General features: G+C 71.5%; 14 protein-coding genes and 1 pseudogene. 7 read left to right on the top strand and 8 right to left on the bottom strand.

The window, feature by feature from the left end:
* Nucleotides 1-101: 101 nt before the first annotated feature.
* Complete coding sequence (locus tag AB0G14_RS20615) at nt 102-4,469, bottom strand: S8 family serine peptidase (RefSeq protein ID WP_357699649.1); 4,368 nt, start codon at nt 4,467-4,469, stop codon at nt 102-104.
* A 326-nt stretch (nt 4,470-4,795) separates the two neighbouring features.
* On the opposite strand from AB0G14_RS20615, the gene AB0G14_RS20610 reads away from it, so the two are divergent.
* The gene (locus AB0G14_RS20610) at nt 4,796-5,359 is read left to right on the top strand and encodes a winged helix-turn-helix domain-containing protein (RefSeq protein WP_357699647.1); all 564 of its coding nucleotides are present in this window, start codon (nt 4,796-4,798) and stop codon (nt 5,357-5,359) included.
* A gap of 92 nt (nt 5,360-5,451) precedes the next feature.
* Here the strand turns inward: AB0G14_RS20610 and AB0G14_RS20605 are convergent, their stop codons facing one another.
* A complete protein-coding gene (locus tag AB0G14_RS20605; RefSeq protein WP_357699645.1) occupies nt 5,452-6,381 on the bottom strand; it encodes a diacylglycerol kinase family protein in 930 nt (309 codons plus the stop codon).
* 121 nt (nt 6,382-6,502) lie between these two features.
* Nucleotides 6,503-7,246: a DUF2071 domain-containing protein gene (locus AB0G14_RS20600; RefSeq protein WP_357699643.1), complete on the bottom strand. Its 744-nt coding sequence runs from the start codon at nt 7,244-7,246 to the stop codon at nt 6,503-6,505.
* A 333-nt stretch (nt 7,247-7,579) separates the two neighbouring features.
* Between AB0G14_RS20600 and AB0G14_RS20595 the strand changes: the two genes are divergently transcribed.
* Entirely contained in the window at nt 7,580-8,389 is an 810-nt protein-coding gene (locus AB0G14_RS20595) for an SRPBCC family protein (protein WP_357699641.1), read from the top strand.
* Nucleotides 8,390-8,414: 25 nt separating this feature from the next.
* Nucleotides 8,415-9,590 (top strand): zinc-dependent alcohol dehydrogenase, encoded by a 1,176-nt coding sequence (locus tag AB0G14_RS20590; RefSeq protein ID WP_357699639.1) that lies wholly within the window; start codon nt 8,415-8,417, stop codon nt 9,588-9,590.
* Between the two features lie 145 nt (nt 9,591-9,735).
* Here the strand turns inward: AB0G14_RS20590 and AB0G14_RS20585 are convergent, their stop codons facing one another.
* Genes AB0G14_RS20585 through AB0G14_RS20575 form a run of 3 tightly spaced genes read right to left on the bottom strand, consistent with a single transcriptional unit; the run spans nt 9,736 to nt 10,895 of the window.
* Entirely contained in the window at nt 9,736-9,924 is a 189-nt protein-coding gene (locus AB0G14_RS20585; protein ID WP_357699637.1) for a hypothetical protein, read from the bottom strand.
* A 42-nt stretch (nt 9,925-9,966) separates the two neighbouring features.
* Entirely contained in the window at nt 9,967-10,146 is a 180-nt protein-coding gene (locus AB0G14_RS20580; protein WP_357699635.1) for a hypothetical protein, read from the bottom strand.
* Nucleotides 10,143-10,895 (bottom strand): hypothetical protein, encoded by a 753-nt coding sequence (locus AB0G14_RS20575; RefSeq protein ID WP_357699633.1) that lies wholly within the window; start codon nt 10,893-10,895, stop codon nt 10,143-10,145. The genes AB0G14_RS20580 and AB0G14_RS20575 overlap by 4 nt, the downstream gene beginning before the upstream one ends.
* A gap of 246 nt (nt 10,896-11,141) precedes the next feature.
* Between AB0G14_RS20575 and bla the strand changes: the two genes are divergently transcribed.
* The 3 genes from bla to AB0G14_RS20560 all read left to right on the top strand — a co-directional run bounded on the left by bla (nt 11,142) and on the right by AB0G14_RS20560 (nt 14,433).
* Nucleotides 11,142-12,089, top strand: coding sequence for a class A beta-lactamase (gene bla, locus AB0G14_RS20570; protein ID WP_357699631.1), 948 nt, complete (start codon nt 11,142-11,144; stop codon nt 12,087-12,089).
* 143 nt (nt 12,090-12,232) lie between these two features.
* Nucleotides 12,233-12,808: a TetR/AcrR family transcriptional regulator gene (locus tag AB0G14_RS20565; protein ID WP_357699629.1), complete on the top strand. Its 576-nt coding sequence runs from the start codon at nt 12,233-12,235 to the stop codon at nt 12,806-12,808.
* Nucleotides 12,805-14,433, top strand: a complete 1,629-nt coding sequence (locus tag AB0G14_RS20560) for an isovaleryl-CoA dehydrogenase (protein WP_357699627.1) — start codon at nt 12,805-12,807, stop codon at nt 14,431-14,433. The genes AB0G14_RS20565 and AB0G14_RS20560 overlap by 4 nt, the downstream gene beginning before the upstream one ends.
* A 39-nt stretch (nt 14,434-14,472) precedes the next feature.
* Here the strand turns inward: AB0G14_RS20560 and AB0G14_RS20555 are convergent, their stop codons facing one another.
* Nucleotides 14,473-15,129: a M23 family metallopeptidase gene (locus tag AB0G14_RS20555; RefSeq protein WP_357699625.1), complete on the bottom strand. Its 657-nt coding sequence runs from the start codon at nt 15,127-15,129 to the stop codon at nt 14,473-14,475.
* A 301-nt stretch (nt 15,130-15,430) separates the two neighbouring features.
* Here AB0G14_RS20555 and AB0G14_RS20550 point away from each other — a divergent pair, with 301 nt between their 5' ends.
* Entirely contained in the window at nt 15,431-15,877 is a 447-nt protein-coding gene (locus tag AB0G14_RS20550; RefSeq protein ID WP_357699623.1) for a hypothetical protein, read from the top strand.
* A gap of 387 nt (nt 15,878-16,264) precedes the next feature.
* Here AB0G14_RS20550 and AB0G14_RS20545 read toward each other — a convergent pair.
* Nucleotides 16,265-16,357, bottom strand: a pseudogene (locus AB0G14_RS20545) (IS5/IS1182 family transposase); the annotation flags it as partial.

The following is a 16,357-nucleotide window of genomic DNA, read 5'->3' as shown; positions in this document are numbered from 1 at the left end:
CGCACGCGCGTTCGAACGCGCACCGCCCGCAGCCCTCGAAACTGATCCGGCCCGCCTGGTCGATGACCAGGCGGGCCGGACTGTCAGCTAGCGGTCAACTGTCAACAACGGATGGGGGACAGAGCGAAGTCCTCCACCGTCGGGGTGGTGGTGTTGATCCTCGTCTGACGGGTCTGGGGCTTCCAGCCGTCCTTGGCGACGATCATCGTCATGGGGTTGTTCCGACGGTCCATCCAGTAGGCGTACTTGCCCTCGGCGTCGGTGGCGAACGTCCAGGACATCGCCCACGAGTCGATCTGGACGACGGCACCGGCAAGCGGCGAGCTGGCACCCTGGCAGCTCGTCCCGGTGACCGTACCCATCAGCTTGCCCCAGGTGGTCGGGGGCTTCACGTTCATCGTCACGGCCACCGGCTCCACCGTGTACGGCGTGTTCTCCTTGATGGCGACCGAACCGGAGTAGGTGCCCGGCTGGTCGACGTTCGCCGTCATCCCGACGGTGACCGTGACCTGCTCGCCCGGTGCCAGCGTGACCGCCGTCTTGTCGATCGTCATCCAGCTGACGTCGGCGCCACCCTCGGCGCACTCCTCGAACCCGGGCAGTGCCTCGCTGTCGGGCGTGGCGTTGAAGCTGCCGGAGGAGCCACCGACCTTGTAGAAGCCGCACGCCGCGGCGCCGCGGTACCGCGGCGTGTTGGCGTTCGGCAGGTTGGACCACGAGTCGGTGGCCGGGTCGTAGGCGAAGCCGGCGTTCGTGATGGCCCCGCCCTGCACACCGCCGACGACCAGGAGCTTGCCGCTGGCGACAGCGAACGAGCTGGCCCAGCTGTCGACCGGCGCGTCGGCGATCGGGGTCCAGGTGTTGGCCCCCGGGTCGAAGGCGTAGCTGGACTTCAGCACGGCGGAGCCGTCGTTGCCACCGGTGCAGTAGACGACGCCGTCGACCCCGCCGCAGGAGGCGAAGGCCACCGCCTTCGGGTAGTCGGGCAGCGTCTCCCAGCTGTCGCTGCCCGGGTCGTACCGGACCACGTCGTTCGACATCGGCGTGCAGGACGACGTGGTGCAGCCACCGATGGCGTACAGCTTGCCGCCGACGACCGCCTGCCCGGCCGCGGAGCGCGGCGCGGGGTTGTCGGCCTTCTCCGTCCAGGTGTTGGCCGCCGGGTCGTACGACCAGGTGGTGCCGTCCGGGCCGGACGCCGCCCAGCCACCGGTCGCGATGATCTTCCCGTCCACGACGCCCACCGTCATGGCGTTGCGGGCGCCGGGAAGATCCGCGATCGGCGCCCAGGTCTGCGCGATCGGGTCGTAGACGAAGTTCTTCGTCGTGGACGCCGACCCGTTGGTGCCGGCGATCGAGTACACCTTGCCGTCCAGGTTCACCACCCGGTTGTCCATCACGTTCGCCGGGTAGTCGGCGATGTCGGTCCAGGGCGCGGCCTGCGGCCCGACCGCGGCCGAGGCCACCGTCGCCGCCTTGCCGGTAGCCGCCGCGGCGAACGACGTCGGGGCGGTGAGCCGCTGCTCCGGCGCGCCGGTGGAGCCGAGCACCTGCTGTTTGCTGATCCGGGAGCCGTCGGCGCGCAGGAGGGTGAACCCGCCGTCGCGCTCGCTGAACTCCACGTCGACCGGGGCCCCGCCGGTGTTGGTCACCGTGAACGGCTTGTTGACCGTGCCGGTCGGCATCTGGACCGTTCCGCTCACCGCAGCCGGCGTGACCGACAGGCGGCCGGCCGCCAGCTGGAAGTTCGCGGCGGTCGCCCAGTCCTCCTGGACGTCGACCTGCTTGCCCTGGCTGACGTAGTTGCCGGCCTTCGCGGTGAACTTGTGGTTGCCCGTCAGCGACGAGAACAGCCAGTAGAAGCCGTCCGCCAGCCCGGCGTCGTCGGGCGTCGCCACGGTGGTGGCCTTCTCCGCCGGCCGCTCGTCGCTGGTGACGGTGGCACCGTTGACGTAGCCGTTGGTGTTCTTGTCACGGACGTGACCGAGCACCAGGCCGCCGTTGGTCGGCTCGCAGACGACCTGGCTGCCGATCAGCACGTTGTCGACCTGCCACCACCACTCGTACGAGGCGTCGTAGTAGTGGAACCGGACCCGGGTCTGCGCCTGGCCGGCAGCCTGCGGGATCGGGACCTCGGTCACCCGCGGCCCGCGGACATCGGCCGCCTGCCGGAGCACGTTCGTCCAGGTGGTGCCGCCGTCGACGCTGAGGTCGACATCGGCTCGGTCGCTGCCCAACCAGTTGTAGTCCTGGTTGAACCGGATCACCGGAGCCGCGACGTCGGTCAGGTCGACGACCGGGCTGACGAGCGACGTGTCCTGCCGCCCACCGGAGCCGTACTCGTCACTGTCGACGATCGCGAAGTTGCCGGTGCCGCCGGTCAGGTTGCGGCGGCCGCCCTCGTCGGTGAACTTCCAGACCTGACCGGTGTTCGCGTGGTCCACCACGGACCAGCCGGCCGGCACGGTGGCGCCGTCGAACGTCTCGTACTCGCCGTCGGAGCCGAACCGGTAGCCGGGCGCCGTGGTGCAGGAGTTGGTCTCCACCGGCACGGCGACGTTGGCGATGACGTTGCCGCCGCCGACCACGACCTCCTTGGTGACGGTCTGGTAGCCCGGGTACTGCGACTCGACCTTGAGGTTGTACGTGGCCGAGGCCGGGAGCTTGATGCTGTATCGGCCGTTGACCGGCGTGGTGTAGTCGGACACACCGGACGGACCCTCGACGGTCACCTTGGCGTAGAGCGGCCAGCCATGGCCCGACCCGTCGGTGACCGAGCCGCTGACGGTGACGCTGGGCACCGCCGTCAACGCGACGTTGATCGTCGTGGTCGCGTCGCGGTTGACGGTCGCCGGCGTCGTCTTGCCCTGGTAGCCGAACGCCGTCACGGCGACCTGGTAGTCACCGACCGGGAGCAGCGACGAGTACGTCCCGTTGGCAGCGGTGGTCAGCTCGCGGTTCGCCGCGCCCGTCAGGGCCACCGTGGCACCCGCGATCGGGTCGCCGGTGGTCGCGTCCGTGACCGTGCCGGCCAGGGTGCCGGTGTCGCCGATCGGGGCCGCGTTGAGCAGCGCGAGCGCGTCCAGCCGGCCCTCGCCGTACACGTTGTTGTCGTCGGTGGTGCCACCGCACTGGGTGTCGGCCTTGTCGACCGCCGCGTTGTCCAGCAGCGCGCGGGTCGGGTTGACCTCGCCGACCAGCGCCGGTGCCGCGGACCACAACAGCGCGATCGCGCCCGCGAGGTGCGGGGCGGCCATCGAGGTGCCGTTGTAGCTGGCGTAGCTGCCGCCGGGAACGCTCGACCGGACGTTCACGCCGGGCGCCGCGATGTTGGGCTTGATCTCGCCGTTCTGGCCGACGCCACGCGACGAGAAACCGGCGATGTTGTTGTTGATGTCGTAGGCGCCGGCCGAGTAGTTGCTGACCAGGCTGCCCGGGGAGCCGCTGGTCTGGCACGCCGACCCGTTGTTGCCGTTGGACCAGACACCGAAGATGCCCGACGCGGTCCAGGCCAGCGTCACGTCCTCCATGAACGGTTCGTTGGAGGGGCTCGTGGTCCCCCACGAGTTGTTGATGATGTTCGGCCGCTTGCTGACGTCCGGGTTCTGGCCGTTGAGGTCGGTCGGCTCGAGCATCCACTGGCCGGAGTTGACCAGCGCGGCGTCGCTGGGGCAGCAGCCGTTCGCGGCGATCCACTTGACCTCGGGTGCCACACCGATCTGGTTCGCGCCCGCGGAGCCGGCCATCGTGCCCATGGTGTGGGTTCCGTGGCCGTTGCTGTCGCAGGGCGCCGCGGCGCAGGTCCCGGCGGCGTTGTACCAGTTGTAGTTGTGGTCGAACGTGCCGTCGCCGTTGTTGCCGCGGTAGGAGTTCACCAGCGCCGGGTGGTCGAACTGGACCCCGGTGTCGATGTTCGCCACCGTGATGCCGGCGCCCTTGACGCCGTACTGGGACCAGACGTCGTCGGCGTTGATGTTGGCGATGCCCCACTCGAGGGCGTTGACCGTCTTCTCGTCGGTGCCCTTGGTGACCTCGGGCACCTGGTAGACGACCGGGGCGTACAGGCCCTCGACCTCCGCGTGGGAGGCGATGCTCTGCGCCATCGCCAGCGAGCCGCCGCTGACCTTGATCGCGTTGGTGGCCCAGAAGGTCTCGTACTTCGCGCCCGCGCCGTCGAGCTCGGCACGAATCTTGGTCTGGCTCTCGGCGGCGGTCTTCTTCAACGCCGCCACGACCGCGGCACCGCGCTTGTCCCAGTCCTTGATCGCTGCGGCCTGGTTCAGGTCCGCCCGGTCCTTGAAGCGGATCCAGAAGTCCCCTTCGGTCTTGCCCTGGAGCTGCTTGCTGAGCTCCGGCCGGATCTTGCCGTCTGCGGAGGCTGCTCCTGTCCCGGCCAGCGCGGCCTGTGCGCCGGAGCCGTAGGCGGCCAGGCCTGTTGCGGCGAGGACCAAGGCCGCGCCGGCACTCACCAGGGATCTGGCTGTGCGTCTCGTGGATGGACGTCTGAACATGGGTGGCGCCTCCTCCAGAACGACCCAGAGTGGAACGAGCCACGGTGGAGGGTGCGGGGAACACGCCTCCCCAGGTGGATGAAGCGGAACGCACCCTCCATGGCCCCCAGGCAACCGCGCGGGTCACGCCGGCTGCCCGTCTGGACACTATGATCGACATGAAAGGACGATCAAGAACTTGCCGTAAGCAATCTGTCACTAACAGTTGGCCAGCCGTCGGGAAGCTTGCCAATTTTTGTCACGATCATGACGAAGCTGGGCAGAAACTTGCCCATCGTTTCCGGGTGGGTGCTGTGGGGGCACACGACGAAGGCACGGTGCCGGACGGGCGCGATCCGGCCGAGGAACAATTTCCACTGGTGATCGCGGTGGCACCGTCGCCGGCCGAGCGGATCCGACTCGCGGAGCGCCTCGACGGCGTTGCGCCGCTGCTGCTGGTCTCCGACCTCGACGAGTTGCGCAGGCTGATCGCGGCCCCGCAGCGGCTCCCCCCGGCGTCGTCCGGGCCGGCCCCTGCCGCCGCGCCCGAGGCCGCCGACGGCACGCTGCTGATCGACTCGGCCCGGTCCACCGCTCGCTGCCGGGATCGCGAGGTCGGCCTGACGCGACTTGAGCACGACCTGCTGATCAGCCTGACCACCGAGCCGATCCGGGTGTGGAGCTACGCCGAGTTGCACCGGACGGTCTGGCGTGACGAGGGGCTGCAGCGCAGGGCCGACGTGCAGTCGCTGGTCAAGCGGCTGCGGCGCAAGCTCGCCGGGCTCGGCACCGGCGTGACCATCGACGCGGTACGCGGCGTCGGGTTCCGGCTGACCGACCACCAGCAGCCGCGGGTCAGCGGTTCCTGATGCCTGCCTGACTTGGGCAGCCCGCATCGTGGTCCGTCACCTGCGGCCCGGCGCGAGGTGGGGTAATGCCGGGGACGGCTCCCGGCCCCGCCCTAGCGGTCCGGGCTGTCGGCGGCGGCCATGACGCGCAGCGCGTTGGGGTCCAGGCCGATCCGGATCGGGGTCTCGCCGTACGGCTCCCCGTCCACCTCCACGGGCGCCGGCCGGTCGGTCTCCAGCCAGAGTTCGCGTACGGCGAGGAACGGCTCCTCGACGAGGGTGCGGCGATGGCCGGTGGCCGCGTTGCGCGCCGTGTCCCGCAGCAGTCCGCGGCGGGTCGGGCCACCCACCGGGTACGCGACCAACAGCCGGTCGTCGGCGTCCGCGTCCGCGGTGATGGGCCGCCCCGCGTGGAAGCCGCCGTTCGCGACGTACAGCTGGTGGGTGAGGAACTCGTGCCGCCGCCCCTCGGCGCGCACGGCGGCGCGCAACGGCCGGTGCCGGGTCAGCAGCGCCAGGGCGGTCATCGGGTACGCGATCCGGCCGATGACCCGCTTGAGCCGGGGCGGCGTCCTGAGCATCACGTCGGCGGAGAGGCCGATGCCGATGTGGTTGGTGAACCGCATGTTGCCCACGAGTCCGAGGTCGACGTCGATCACCTTGCCGTCGGTGAGGACCGCGACCGCCGCGTCGAGGTCGAGCGGGATGCCCACCGTACGCGCGAAGTTGTTGGTGGTGCCCAGCGGCAGCAGGCCGAGCGCGATGTCGCGGTGGGCGAGCAGCCGCGCGGCGGTGCCGATCGTGCCGTCGCCACCGCCGGCGACCAGGAGGTCCGGCCCGAGGTCGGCGGCGGCGGCGAGGCTCTGCTCGAGTTCGGCGGGCCGGTCGACCGGGTAGGTGCCGAGCAGGGTGAAGCCGGCCGCGACCAGCCGCGACCGGGTCTCCTCGTAGAGCTGGCGGCCCCGGCGGGAGTGGGCGTTGACGACCAACACCGCCCGCCGCTCCCGCCGGATGGCCGCGCTCAGCTCCTGCTTCGTCCGCATAGGGCCCGACCCTAGCGCCGGACGGACGGCGGACGGCGCACGCCGTCCGGGTGTTCGGGTCGGCGGTGCCGTTGACACCCGCTTGATGGTGCGCGCCACCCACAGCGATGCGGGCCGGTGATCAGCGAGACGGGGGCAGGGCGGCCGGTGGGCCGAACCGGACCGGCACGCCGGGGGAATACAGCACGCTGGCCGGCGGTCCGGTCGGCGCCGGCAACCCGGCGGCGGTGACCAGCTCGTCGTCCAGGTGCAGCAGCTCGGCCCGGTGCAGCGGCCAGCGGGGATGCCAGTTCGGCAGGTGCCGTGTGCGACCGTACGCCCGGGTGTGCAACCCCCATCGGGCGGTGACGAAATGCTCCAGCGGGGTCGGCTCGGCGATCACCCCACCCACCCGGACCACCATCCGGCTCGTCGCACCGCGCGGGCCGGGCCAGCGACGCCGGCACCGGTAGGTGCAGCGGTCGCCGTCCCGGTCCAGCCGCATCGCCGACCACATGTACGGCAGCCGCAGGGTCGCCCGGGCGACCAGCACCGGGACCAGCCGGGACGCGTCGAGCGAGCGGAACACCACGGCCCGCCGGCCGGCGCCGTCGACCGAGTAGAGCCGGACGTTGGTCTCCCAGAAGCTGCCGAGGTACGGCACCCCCGGCCCGCGGCCGAGGCCCAATCCCACCATGCGGAAGCCGATCAGGCCCACATGGCTTAGCCCGTCGAGGGTGTCCGGGCGGGTGCCGGCCGGCAGCAGCGGCGCGACGAGCTCCGGAGCGACCGCCCAGTGCAGGAAGGTGAGGTCCTCCCAGCGCTGCCGCAGGATCGCTCGCGGGAACGCCTGCTCGGGCGCGCAGTCGACCGGCTCGATGTACACGTGCCCATCCTGCCCGGCGTCACCGGGTGACGCTCCCCTCCCGGGCGTGATCTCGACATTTCCGGGAAGACGGGCGCGGCAGGGTGCCGCCCCGTGCACCGGGTGCGAGGCGAGCGGACATGACCCGTGCGGGGGCAGCGGGCTGGTCGCTACGGAATTGGAGCGAGGTAGATGGCAGGGAAACCCACCATTGGCGTCCGTTCGCTGACGGACAGCCTCGGCATCGAACGGGCGAGCCAGGACCGCAGGTCCGAAAGGCTGGCGCGGCTCCTGGGCTGGGCCAGTGTCGGCCTCGGAGCAGCGGCGCTCGGCGCCCGACCGACGGTCAGCCGAATGTGCGGCATCGACGATTCGCGCACCGCCCGGACGGTGCTGCGGATCGCCGGCGTGCGGGAGTTCGGGCACGCCGCCGCGCTGCTGGTTCCGCGCCGGGCGGGGTGGGGGGCGTGGACGCGGGTCGCCGGCGACATCATGGACCTCGCCGCCAGCGGCCGGGCGCTGCGGCACCGCCAGGGTGCGCGGCGACGGCGGCTGCGCTACACGACCTGGGCGCTCGCCGGCATCACCGCTGTCGACCTCTACACCGCGGTACGGGCCACCCGTGGCCGACGGATGACGGGCGACAACCAGGTGGAGGCGTCGATCACGGTCAACCGCAGCGTCGAGGACACCTACCGGTTCTGGCACGACTTCGAGAAGCTGCCACGGTTCATGTACCACCTGCAGTCGGTGCGGGTGACCGGCAACCGGCGTTCCCGCTGGACGGCGAAGGCCCCGGCCGGCGGGAGCGTCGAGTGGGAGGCGGAGGTCGTCGACGACCGCCCCGGCGAGCTGATCAGGTGGCGCTCCGTGGCGGGGGCGCAGGTGCCCAACTCCGGATGTGTGCGGTTCAGGCCGACGGCGGGCGGACGCGGCACGGAGGTCCATGTCGAGCTGACGTACTCGGTGCCGGGCCGGCGGTTCGGCGCGATGGTGGCCAAGGTGTTCGGCGAGAGCCCGCAGCAGCAGACCTGCGACGACCTGCGGCGGTTCAAGCAGGTCATCGAGACCGGCGAGATCACGAAGTCCGACGGCAGCCCACAGGGCAGCAGCGTCCAGCAACAGCTGAAACAGCGCCCCGCCCAGCCGCTGCCGACCCGCTGACCGGTCGAGAGAAGGCAGGAAGCACATGAGAGCCACCTGTTGGGTCGCCCCGAACAAGGTATCCGTCGAAGACGTGCCCGACCCGCAGATCATCAACCCCCGGGACGCGATCGTGCGGATCACGTCGTCCGCGATCTGCGGCTCGGACCTGCACCTGCTCCAGGGATACCTCCCGGCGATGAGGAAGGGGGACGTGCTCGGCCACGAGTTCATGGGCGAGATCGTGGAACTGGGCCACGGCGTCCGGGACGGGCTGGGTGTCGGCGACCGGGTCGTGGTGGCCTTCCCGATCGCCTGTGGCAACTGCGTCGCCTGCACGAGCGGCCTCTACTCCATCTGCGAGAACTCCAACCCCAACGCGGCCACCGCCGAACTGGCGATGGGTCACTCGCCCGCGGGCGTCTTCGGCTACTCCCACCTGCTCGGTGGCTACGCCGGCGGTCAGGCGCAGTACGTGCGCGTGCCGTACGCCGACGTCGGGGCGCTCAAGGTCGAGGACGACCTCCCGGACGAGAAGGTGCTGTTCCTGTCCGACGTCCTGCCGACCGGCTACATGGCCGCCGAGATGTGCGACATCGAGCGCGGCGACGTCATCGCCATCTGGGGGGCGGGGCCGGTCGGTCAGCTCGCCGCCGCCAGCGCCTCCCTCCTCGGCGCGGAACGGGTGATCGTCATCGACCGCTTCCCGTACCGCCTCGCGATGGCGCGGGAGAAGACGGGCGCGGAGACGATCAACTACGAGGAGACCGACGTCCTCGACGCCCTGCGGGACATGACCGCCGGGCGCGGGCCCGACGCCTGCATCGACGCGGTCGGCGTGGAGGGGCATCACGCCTCGGCGGCGCTGCACGCGTACGACAAGGCCAAGCAGGCGGTCAAGATGGAGACGGACCGACCGCACGCGCTTCGGGAAGCCGTCCTGAGCTGCCGCAACGGCGGCACGATCTCGGTGGTCGGCGCGTACGGCGGCTTCATCGACAAGTTCCCGATGGGGTCGTTCATGAACCGGTCGCTGACCATGCGGTCGGGCCAGACCCACGTGCAGCGCTACATGCGGCCGCTGCTGGAACGCATCCGCAAGGGCGAGATCGACCCGAGCTTCATCATCACCCACACCATGCGGCTCGACGACACGCCCCACGGCTACGACATCTTCAAGAACAAGCAGGAGGACTGCGTGAAGGTCGTCCTCAAGCCCTGACCCTCGCGGCCGTGCCGGTCAAGGACGACGATGCTCCGGTCCTGCTCCTCGCGGCGGCCCGTCTCTCGCCGCGACACCGCCTTCGCCACCTCGATGGAGAACGGTGACCTGTCGGCCCGCATCAGGACCGGCGGCCCCTCGGCGGTCAGCTCGCCGACGCCAGCGGCCCGCCGTCGGCCAGCACGTCCCGGGCCTGGCGGGCGAGCAGGAGGTGCTCGGAGCGCCGGGCGAGCTGCTCGCCGAGGCGGGCGTGCCGCGCCGCCTCCGCCTCCCGCCCGGCCGCCCGGTGCGCCGCAGCCGCCACGCTCGCCATGATCGCGTACAGGCGTCTCATCTCATCCTCCTTCTCGCCCCGGCGTCGCTCGCCGGGGGCGGGTCATCGACGTGCGGATTCCGCGGCGACCACGGCCCGGGCCCGGGGCACCGCGGCCTGTTCCAGCCGCTCCCGGGTCGCCACCTCCCGCCGGTACGCCGCCGTCAGCTCCGCGCGGTGGCGGGCGTCCAGCTCGCGGGCGGTGGCCGCCAGGCCACCGGCCGCGCAGCGCGCCTCGGTCACCGCCGCGGCCACCTCGGCCGCCGTCCCCGGGTGACCACGGCCTCGCGCAGCGGGTCGGGGGTGTCCACCGGGTATCCCTGCTGCCGCACGCAGCGCGACCAGGGACGCAGCGCCGCCGTCCAGGCCGGGTCGGCCAGGTCGCCGTCGCGGTCGGCCGGCGGCTCGGCGAGCACCCGCCGCTGGCGCAGGTACGACAGGTCGGCGACCACCTTGCTCGACCGGTACCAGGCGGGCAGGTCGCCGTAGAGCTGCCGCTGTGCCTCGGACGTACACCCGTCGGCGCTGCGCCGGACCACGCCGCCGGACGGCACCCGGGCCTCCAGCCCTTCCGGCCGCGCACCGTTGAGCGCGGCCAGCGCCGCGACGCGACGCTCGGCGGGCAGCGCGGCGAAGTACCGCTGGTTGGGGTCGGCGCGCCGGCGCTCGTCGGTCGCCGCCACCAGGTCGGTGCCGAACCCGTGGGCCCGGGCCCAGGCGACGTCGTCGACCACGTACGGGAACGCGCGCAGCTGGTCGGCGGGGACGGGCGGCACCACCCACAGCTCGAACCCGGCCCGCCGCATGCACTCCCGGGTCAGGAGCTGCTCGGCCAGCCCCAGCACCCGGCGGTCGTCGGCACCCACCCCGCCCGGCCGGCCGGGTGACGCGGGGACCGCCGAGCCGGCCAACGGCAGCGCGACCGCGGCGACGGCCGTGGCGGCCAGGCACGCCCGCAGCCACTGCCCGAGTCGGGATCTCGGAACTCGCATGCGCCGAGCACACCAGGGCCCCGTTCCCATTCCGTACCGCCGGCGTACCGCTGACCGATGACGCTGTCGACGCCCAGCGAGTAGCCCCCCGGCGTCGCGCACCACGACATCAGTCAGCGGCGGAAGCGTCGGCAACCGCGCAGGGGTGACGGTGCGTGTAACCCACGATCGGAAAGATCATGAAGCCGTCCGACGGCTGCAGTCGACGGACCGGCTCGTCGCTCACGACCCGCGAATGGAGTGCCGATGACCCGCGACCCGTCGTCGCAACCGACCATCACTCGCCGTGCGCTGCTGGGTATGGCGGCACTCTCGCCGTTGGCCGGATGCGCGAAGGACGGGCCATCCGCTGTCGTTCCCTCCGCTCCCGCTGCCTCCGCGTCCTCTTCCGCCACTGCCGGGGCGGACAACCGGCACGACCGCCTGGTCGAGTTGGAACGGAAGTTCGACGTACGCCTGGGGATGTATGCCCTGGCCACCGGCACCGGCGCCACCGTCGCCCACCGGGCGGACGAACGGTTCGCGTTCTGCTCGACGTTCAAGGGACTGGCGGCAGCGGCGGTGTTGGCGCACAACCCGCTGTCGCATCTCGACACGGTCGTCAGGTACACCGAAGGCGACCTCATGAAGAGCGCCGTCATCACCAGGAAGCACGTCGCCACCGGGATGACGATCCGTCAACTCTGTGACGCCGCCGTCCGCTACAGCGACGGCACGGCCGGCAACCTCCTGCTCCGCGACCTCGGCGGGCCGGCTCGACTGACGGCGTACGCGCGTGGCCTCGGCGACACGGTCACGCGGATGGACCGGGTCGAGCCCGAGATCGTGTCGGCCGTCCCGGGAGACCCGCGCGACACCACGTCTCCCCGGGCGATCGGCACCGACTACCAGCGGATCGTCCTGGGTGACGCGCTGCCGGCCGACAAGCGCGCCTTCCTCCGTGACCTGCTGGAACGCAACGCCACCGGCGCCGGCGCCCGACGTGTCCGGGCCGGCGTACCGAAGGGTTGGACCGTGGCCGACAAGACCGGGACCGGCGACTACGGCACGGTCAACGACATCGCCGTCGTGTGGCCCCCGGGCGCCGCGCCACTGGTCGTTTCGATCATGTCCAGCAAGGCCACCCGGGACGCCGGGTACGACCAGGCCGTCATCGCCGAGGCGGCCGCGTACGCGGTGGCCACCCTCACCTGAGCGGTGCGTCGCCGCCGGCTGACGCCGATCGCGACCACCACGGTGACACCGACATCAGCGCCGTGCGCCCGCCCCGCCGCACCTTGTGACCAAGGTGTGAATGGTGGTTCAATTCTTGCGTGGTCTACCGGAGCACCGACCGTGTGAAAGCCCGACTGAGCGCGTCCCGGGACCGGATCATCGTCGCCGCCCTGGAGATCATGGCCGGGCACGGGTACGCCGGCTGTTCGGTCGCCGCCGTCGCCGAGCGGGCCGGCATGGCCACCGGCAGCGTCTACCGCCACTTCCCCACCAAGGCCGACCTCTTCGCCGAGGTGTTCCGCACCGCCTCGCAGCGGGAGGTGGACGCGGTCGCGCGCGCGGCAGCACTGGAGTCCACGGTCGCCGCGCAGGTGTCCGCCGTCATCGAGACGTTCTCCGGCCGCGCGCTGCAGTCCCCGCGGCTGGCGTACGCCCTGCTCGTCGAGCCGGTCGGCCCGGCGGTCGACGCCGAGCGGCTCGTCTTCCGCCGGGCGTACGCCGAACTGATCGCCGGCTACGTCGCGGCCGGCGTGGCGAGCGGTGAGCTTCCCCCGCAGGACCCGGAGCTGACCGCGACCGCTCTCGTCGGCGCCCTGGCCGAAGCGATGGTCGGCCCGCTGGCGGCCGGGGTCGCCGGCCCGAGCACCATCCCCAGCCTGATCACGTTCATCCACCGTGCGATGGGAGTATCGCCGTGACGACGCACGAGGTTCTCAACCAGGTCCCCCCGCTGGCCGGCTACGACGCGGCGGACGACCCGGCGCTGCTCGACGGGCTCGCCCGGGAGGGTGCCGGGTGGGCCACCGCGGAGCTGCACGAGCTCGGCCGGATCGGCGGCACCGAGCAGGCGATCGAGTACGGGCGGCTGGCGAACGAACACCCGCCGGTCCTGCGCACCCACGACCGCTACGGCCACCGGATCGACGAGGTGGAGTTCCACCCGGCCTGGCACGAGCTGATGTGCACCGCGGTCACGCACGGGCTGCACGCCGCGCCGTGGGCGGACGACCGGCCCGGCGCACACGTGGCCCGGGCCGCCAAGTTCTACACCTGGCGCCCCGACGCCGGGCACGGCTGCCCCATCTCCATGACGTACGCGGCGGTGCCGGCGTTGCGGCACAACCCGGAGCTGGCCGCACGGTACGAGCCGCTGCTCACCGCCGCGACGTACGACTTCGGGCTGCGCGCGCCGCTGGGCAAGCGGGGGCTGCTGGCCGGCATGTCGATGACGGAGAAGCAGGGCGGCTCGGACGTACGCGCCAACGCCACCACCGCCCGCCCGGAGCCGGACGGCACCTACCGGCTCCTCGGGCACAAGTGGTTCACCTCGGCGCCGATGTGCGACGTCTTCCTCACCCTCGCCCAGGCGCCGGGCGGGCTCACCTGCTTCCTCGTGCCGCGGGTCCTCCCGGACGGCACGCGCAACCCGATGCGGCTGATGCGCCTGAAGGACAAGCTCGGCAACCGTTCCAACGCCTCGGCGGAGGTCGAGTACGAACACGCGGTGGCCTGGCGCGTCGGTGACGAGGGCCGTGGCGTGCGCACCATCATCGACATGGTCAACCTGACCCGTCTCGACTGCGTCATCGGCGCGGCGGCCGGGATGCGCCAGGGCGTGCTCACCGCCGTCCACCACGCCACCCACCGGCAGGCCTTCGGCCGGTACCTCGCCGACCAGCCGCTGATGCGCAACGTCCTCGCCGACCTCGCGGTGGAGTCCGAGGCCGCCACCGTCCTGATGATGCGGCTCGCCGGGGCGACCGACCGCTCCGCGCGCGGTGACGCCGGCGAGACCGCGTTCAAGCGGCTCGCCCTCGCCGTCGGCAAGTACTGGGTCTGCAAGCGCTGGCCGGCGCACGCCGCCGAGGCCCTGGAATGCCTGGGCGGCAACGGCTACGTCGAGGAGTCCGGCATGCCGCGGCTGTTCCGCGAGTCGCCCCTGAACTCGATCTGGGAGGGCTCCGGCAACGTCGCCGCGCTGGACGTCCTGCGCGCCCTCGCCAAGGAACCGCAGGTCATGGAGGTATTCCAGGCCGAGGTGACCGGCGCCGCCGGCGCCGACCCGCGGCTCGACGCCGCCGTACGACAGGTGCGGGCCGACCTGGCCGACCACGGCGACCTCGAGCTGCGGGCCCGCCGCGTCGTCGAACGGCTGGCGCTGGTCCTGCAGGGCTCGCTGTTGGTGCGGCACGGCCACCCCGCCGTCGCCGACGCCTTCTGCGCCTCGCGCCTCGGCGGGGACCACGGCCACGCGTTCGGCACCCTGCCGCCCGGGGTCGACTTCGCCACGATCATCTCCCGCGCCGCACCGAAGGTGGGCTGAGGCCGCCGCGGCACTCCCCCACGATCCGGATCCGGCGCGTCACAACGGTTCGACGACCTCCGACTCGTGGGGGATGCCCCGGTCGACCACGACCGGCGGACCGTCGGGTCGACGCCACGCCCGATAGTCCCGGAAGGACATGGGGAGGCCACGCGCGGCGAACGGATCCGCGGAGTCCATGACCTGGATGTGCAGGTGCGGCTGCGTGGAGTTGCCCGAGTTGCCGCAGTCGGCCAACTCTCGGCCGGCCGCGACGGGCTCGCCCTCGCCCACCCGGATCGAGCCGGCGCGCAGGTGGGCGAGCACGACGTACGCACGACGGCCCTCCATCTCGAGAATCACGTGGTTGCCGGCGAGCGCGCCGGCGCCGCCGCGCGCCCGGGACGCCTGGGTCAGGGCGTAGGGCACCCGCGCTAGCGGCGACCGCCGCGCCACGTGGTCCGCCGCGCCGTCGTGGACCGACACCACCCTGCCGGCGGCGGGCGCGAGGACGGGCTGACCGAACGCGAAGAACCGCTCCACCGGCTCCGTGGACAACAGCGAGCGCCAGTCCCGCGTGGTCGCCGTGCGCCGGCCCCGCACCGCGACGAAGTCCATGGCGTACGTCGTGGCGAACAGGTGGGTGCCGTGGCTCGGCACGCGCCGGGCCGGGCTGTTGCGCGCGAGCCACGTGCCGCGAAACGGTAGCGTGAGCACGACGTGGTCGAGAGTGGAGATCGTTCACCTCCCGTGTCACCTGCTCGTCCCCGCCACGAACTCTACCGATGGACCGTCGTCAACGGCGTGAGCCGGGTGGGGGTGGGGGTGGGGGCCGCACTACGATCGCCGATTCGAGATCGTCGTCTTGCTTCGACCAGTCGACATCCGCATCCCACGCTCGTGACCGCGTGCCACGGTTGCTGGCCCACAGACGGCCCATGACGGCGAGGTGAGAAGGGGCGATCGTGCGTCCAGGCGGTGGGCGGTTCGTCTAGCTGCTGCCTGGCATGCTCATCACATGCCCCTTCTGCAGCCCCGCTATGAGCCGATCATGGTTCCCCCTGCCAGGCCGGGCAGATGGCGCATGTGGTTGGCAGCGCTTGTTGGCACACTGCTGCTGGTCTCCGCACTGTTCACCGTCGGCCAGGCGCTTTACCTGAACGAGAACGGCGTCACCACTCAAGCAGAGGTCGTAGACACGCGTTTGGGCGGCCGTGCTGACTTCGTGCGCGTACGGGTCGGCTCAGGACAGGAGACGAATCTCTGGGCCTGGGCGGGATCTCCAAGGGTCGGCGTGACGATACCTGTGGTTTACCTTGCAGAATCGAATTGGGCGAAGGACGCCCGTGTATTCGCGCCAGAATGGCGAATCTGGCCGAATTTGGGGTTGGGTCTCTTGTTTCTCGGTGGAGCGCTGTTGGAGCGCCGCCGCATCCCGCGCACATCCGACCGGGCGCTCAACTGACGCCAAAGCCATCATCAGCAGCTCGCTCATATATTCGCAGCATGCATGGCTGATGCCGTGCATGGGCCACGCGAGCATGCGGGCGGCGCTGGTCTACCAGCACGCGAACAGCTAGCGGGACCGCGAGATCCGGCCGGCAGGACCTCTAGGACAACCGGCAAAGCGATCACGACCAGCGTGATGTCGGCGGCGGCACGCATGAATGTCCGGGTGGCCCGGCTGCCTCCGCTGCCCTCACCATCTCCGTCCGCGCGTCAATGGAGTACGGATTTGGTGCTCGTATCCACGTAGCTGCGCTTCAACCAGTCGCGGTCGGGGTTCGGGTCCTGAATCGTGACCCAGTGAGCCTTTCCGAGTAACGGTTCGCGACTGTGCGTAGTGTTCGTTTCAGGTGGTTCGTCCGTGCTCGATGTGGAGGATGACCAGGGCTGCGGCGACGATGGCGCCGATCCGCCAGGGACACAGGCTGACGTTCCGGAG

Origin of the sequence: Micromonospora sp. NPDC023814, assembly GCF_040639595.1 — a bacterium.
Lineage (GTDB): Bacteria > Actinomycetota > Actinomycetes > Mycobacteriales > Micromonosporaceae > Micromonospora.
The sequence above is the reverse complement of the archived record's forward strand: the minus strand, read 5'-3'. Positions and strand labels throughout refer to the sequence as shown.

Bases quoted from the DNA above. Each gene is read 5' to 3' on its own strand.
- AB0G14_RS20605 (WP_357699645.1), bottom strand. From the start codon at position 6,381: ATGCGGACGAAGCAGGAGCTGAGCGCGGCCATCCGGCGGGAGCGGCGG.
- AB0G14_RS20595 (WP_357699641.1), top strand. From the start codon at position 7,580: ATGTGCGGCATCGACGATTCGCGCACCGCCCGGACGGTGCTGCGGATC.
- AB0G14_RS20590 (WP_357699639.1), top strand. From the start codon at position 8,415: ATGAGAGCCACCTGTTGGGTCGCCCCGAACAAGGTATCCGTCGAAGAC.
- AB0G14_RS20585 (WP_357699637.1), bottom strand. From the start codon at position 9,924: ATGAGACGCCTGTACGCGATCATGGCGAGCGTGGCGGCTGCGGCGCAC.
- AB0G14_RS20575 (WP_357699633.1), bottom strand. From the start codon at position 10,895: ATGCGAGTTCCGAGATCCCGACTCGGGCAGTGGCTGCGGGCGTGCCTG.
- bla (WP_357699631.1), top strand. From the start codon at position 11,142: ATGACCCGCGACCCGTCGTCGCAACCGACCATCACTCGCCGTGCGCTG.
- AB0G14_RS20550 (WP_357699623.1), top strand. From the start codon at position 15,431: ATGCCCCTTCTGCAGCCCCGCTATGAGCCGATCATGGTTCCCCCTGCC.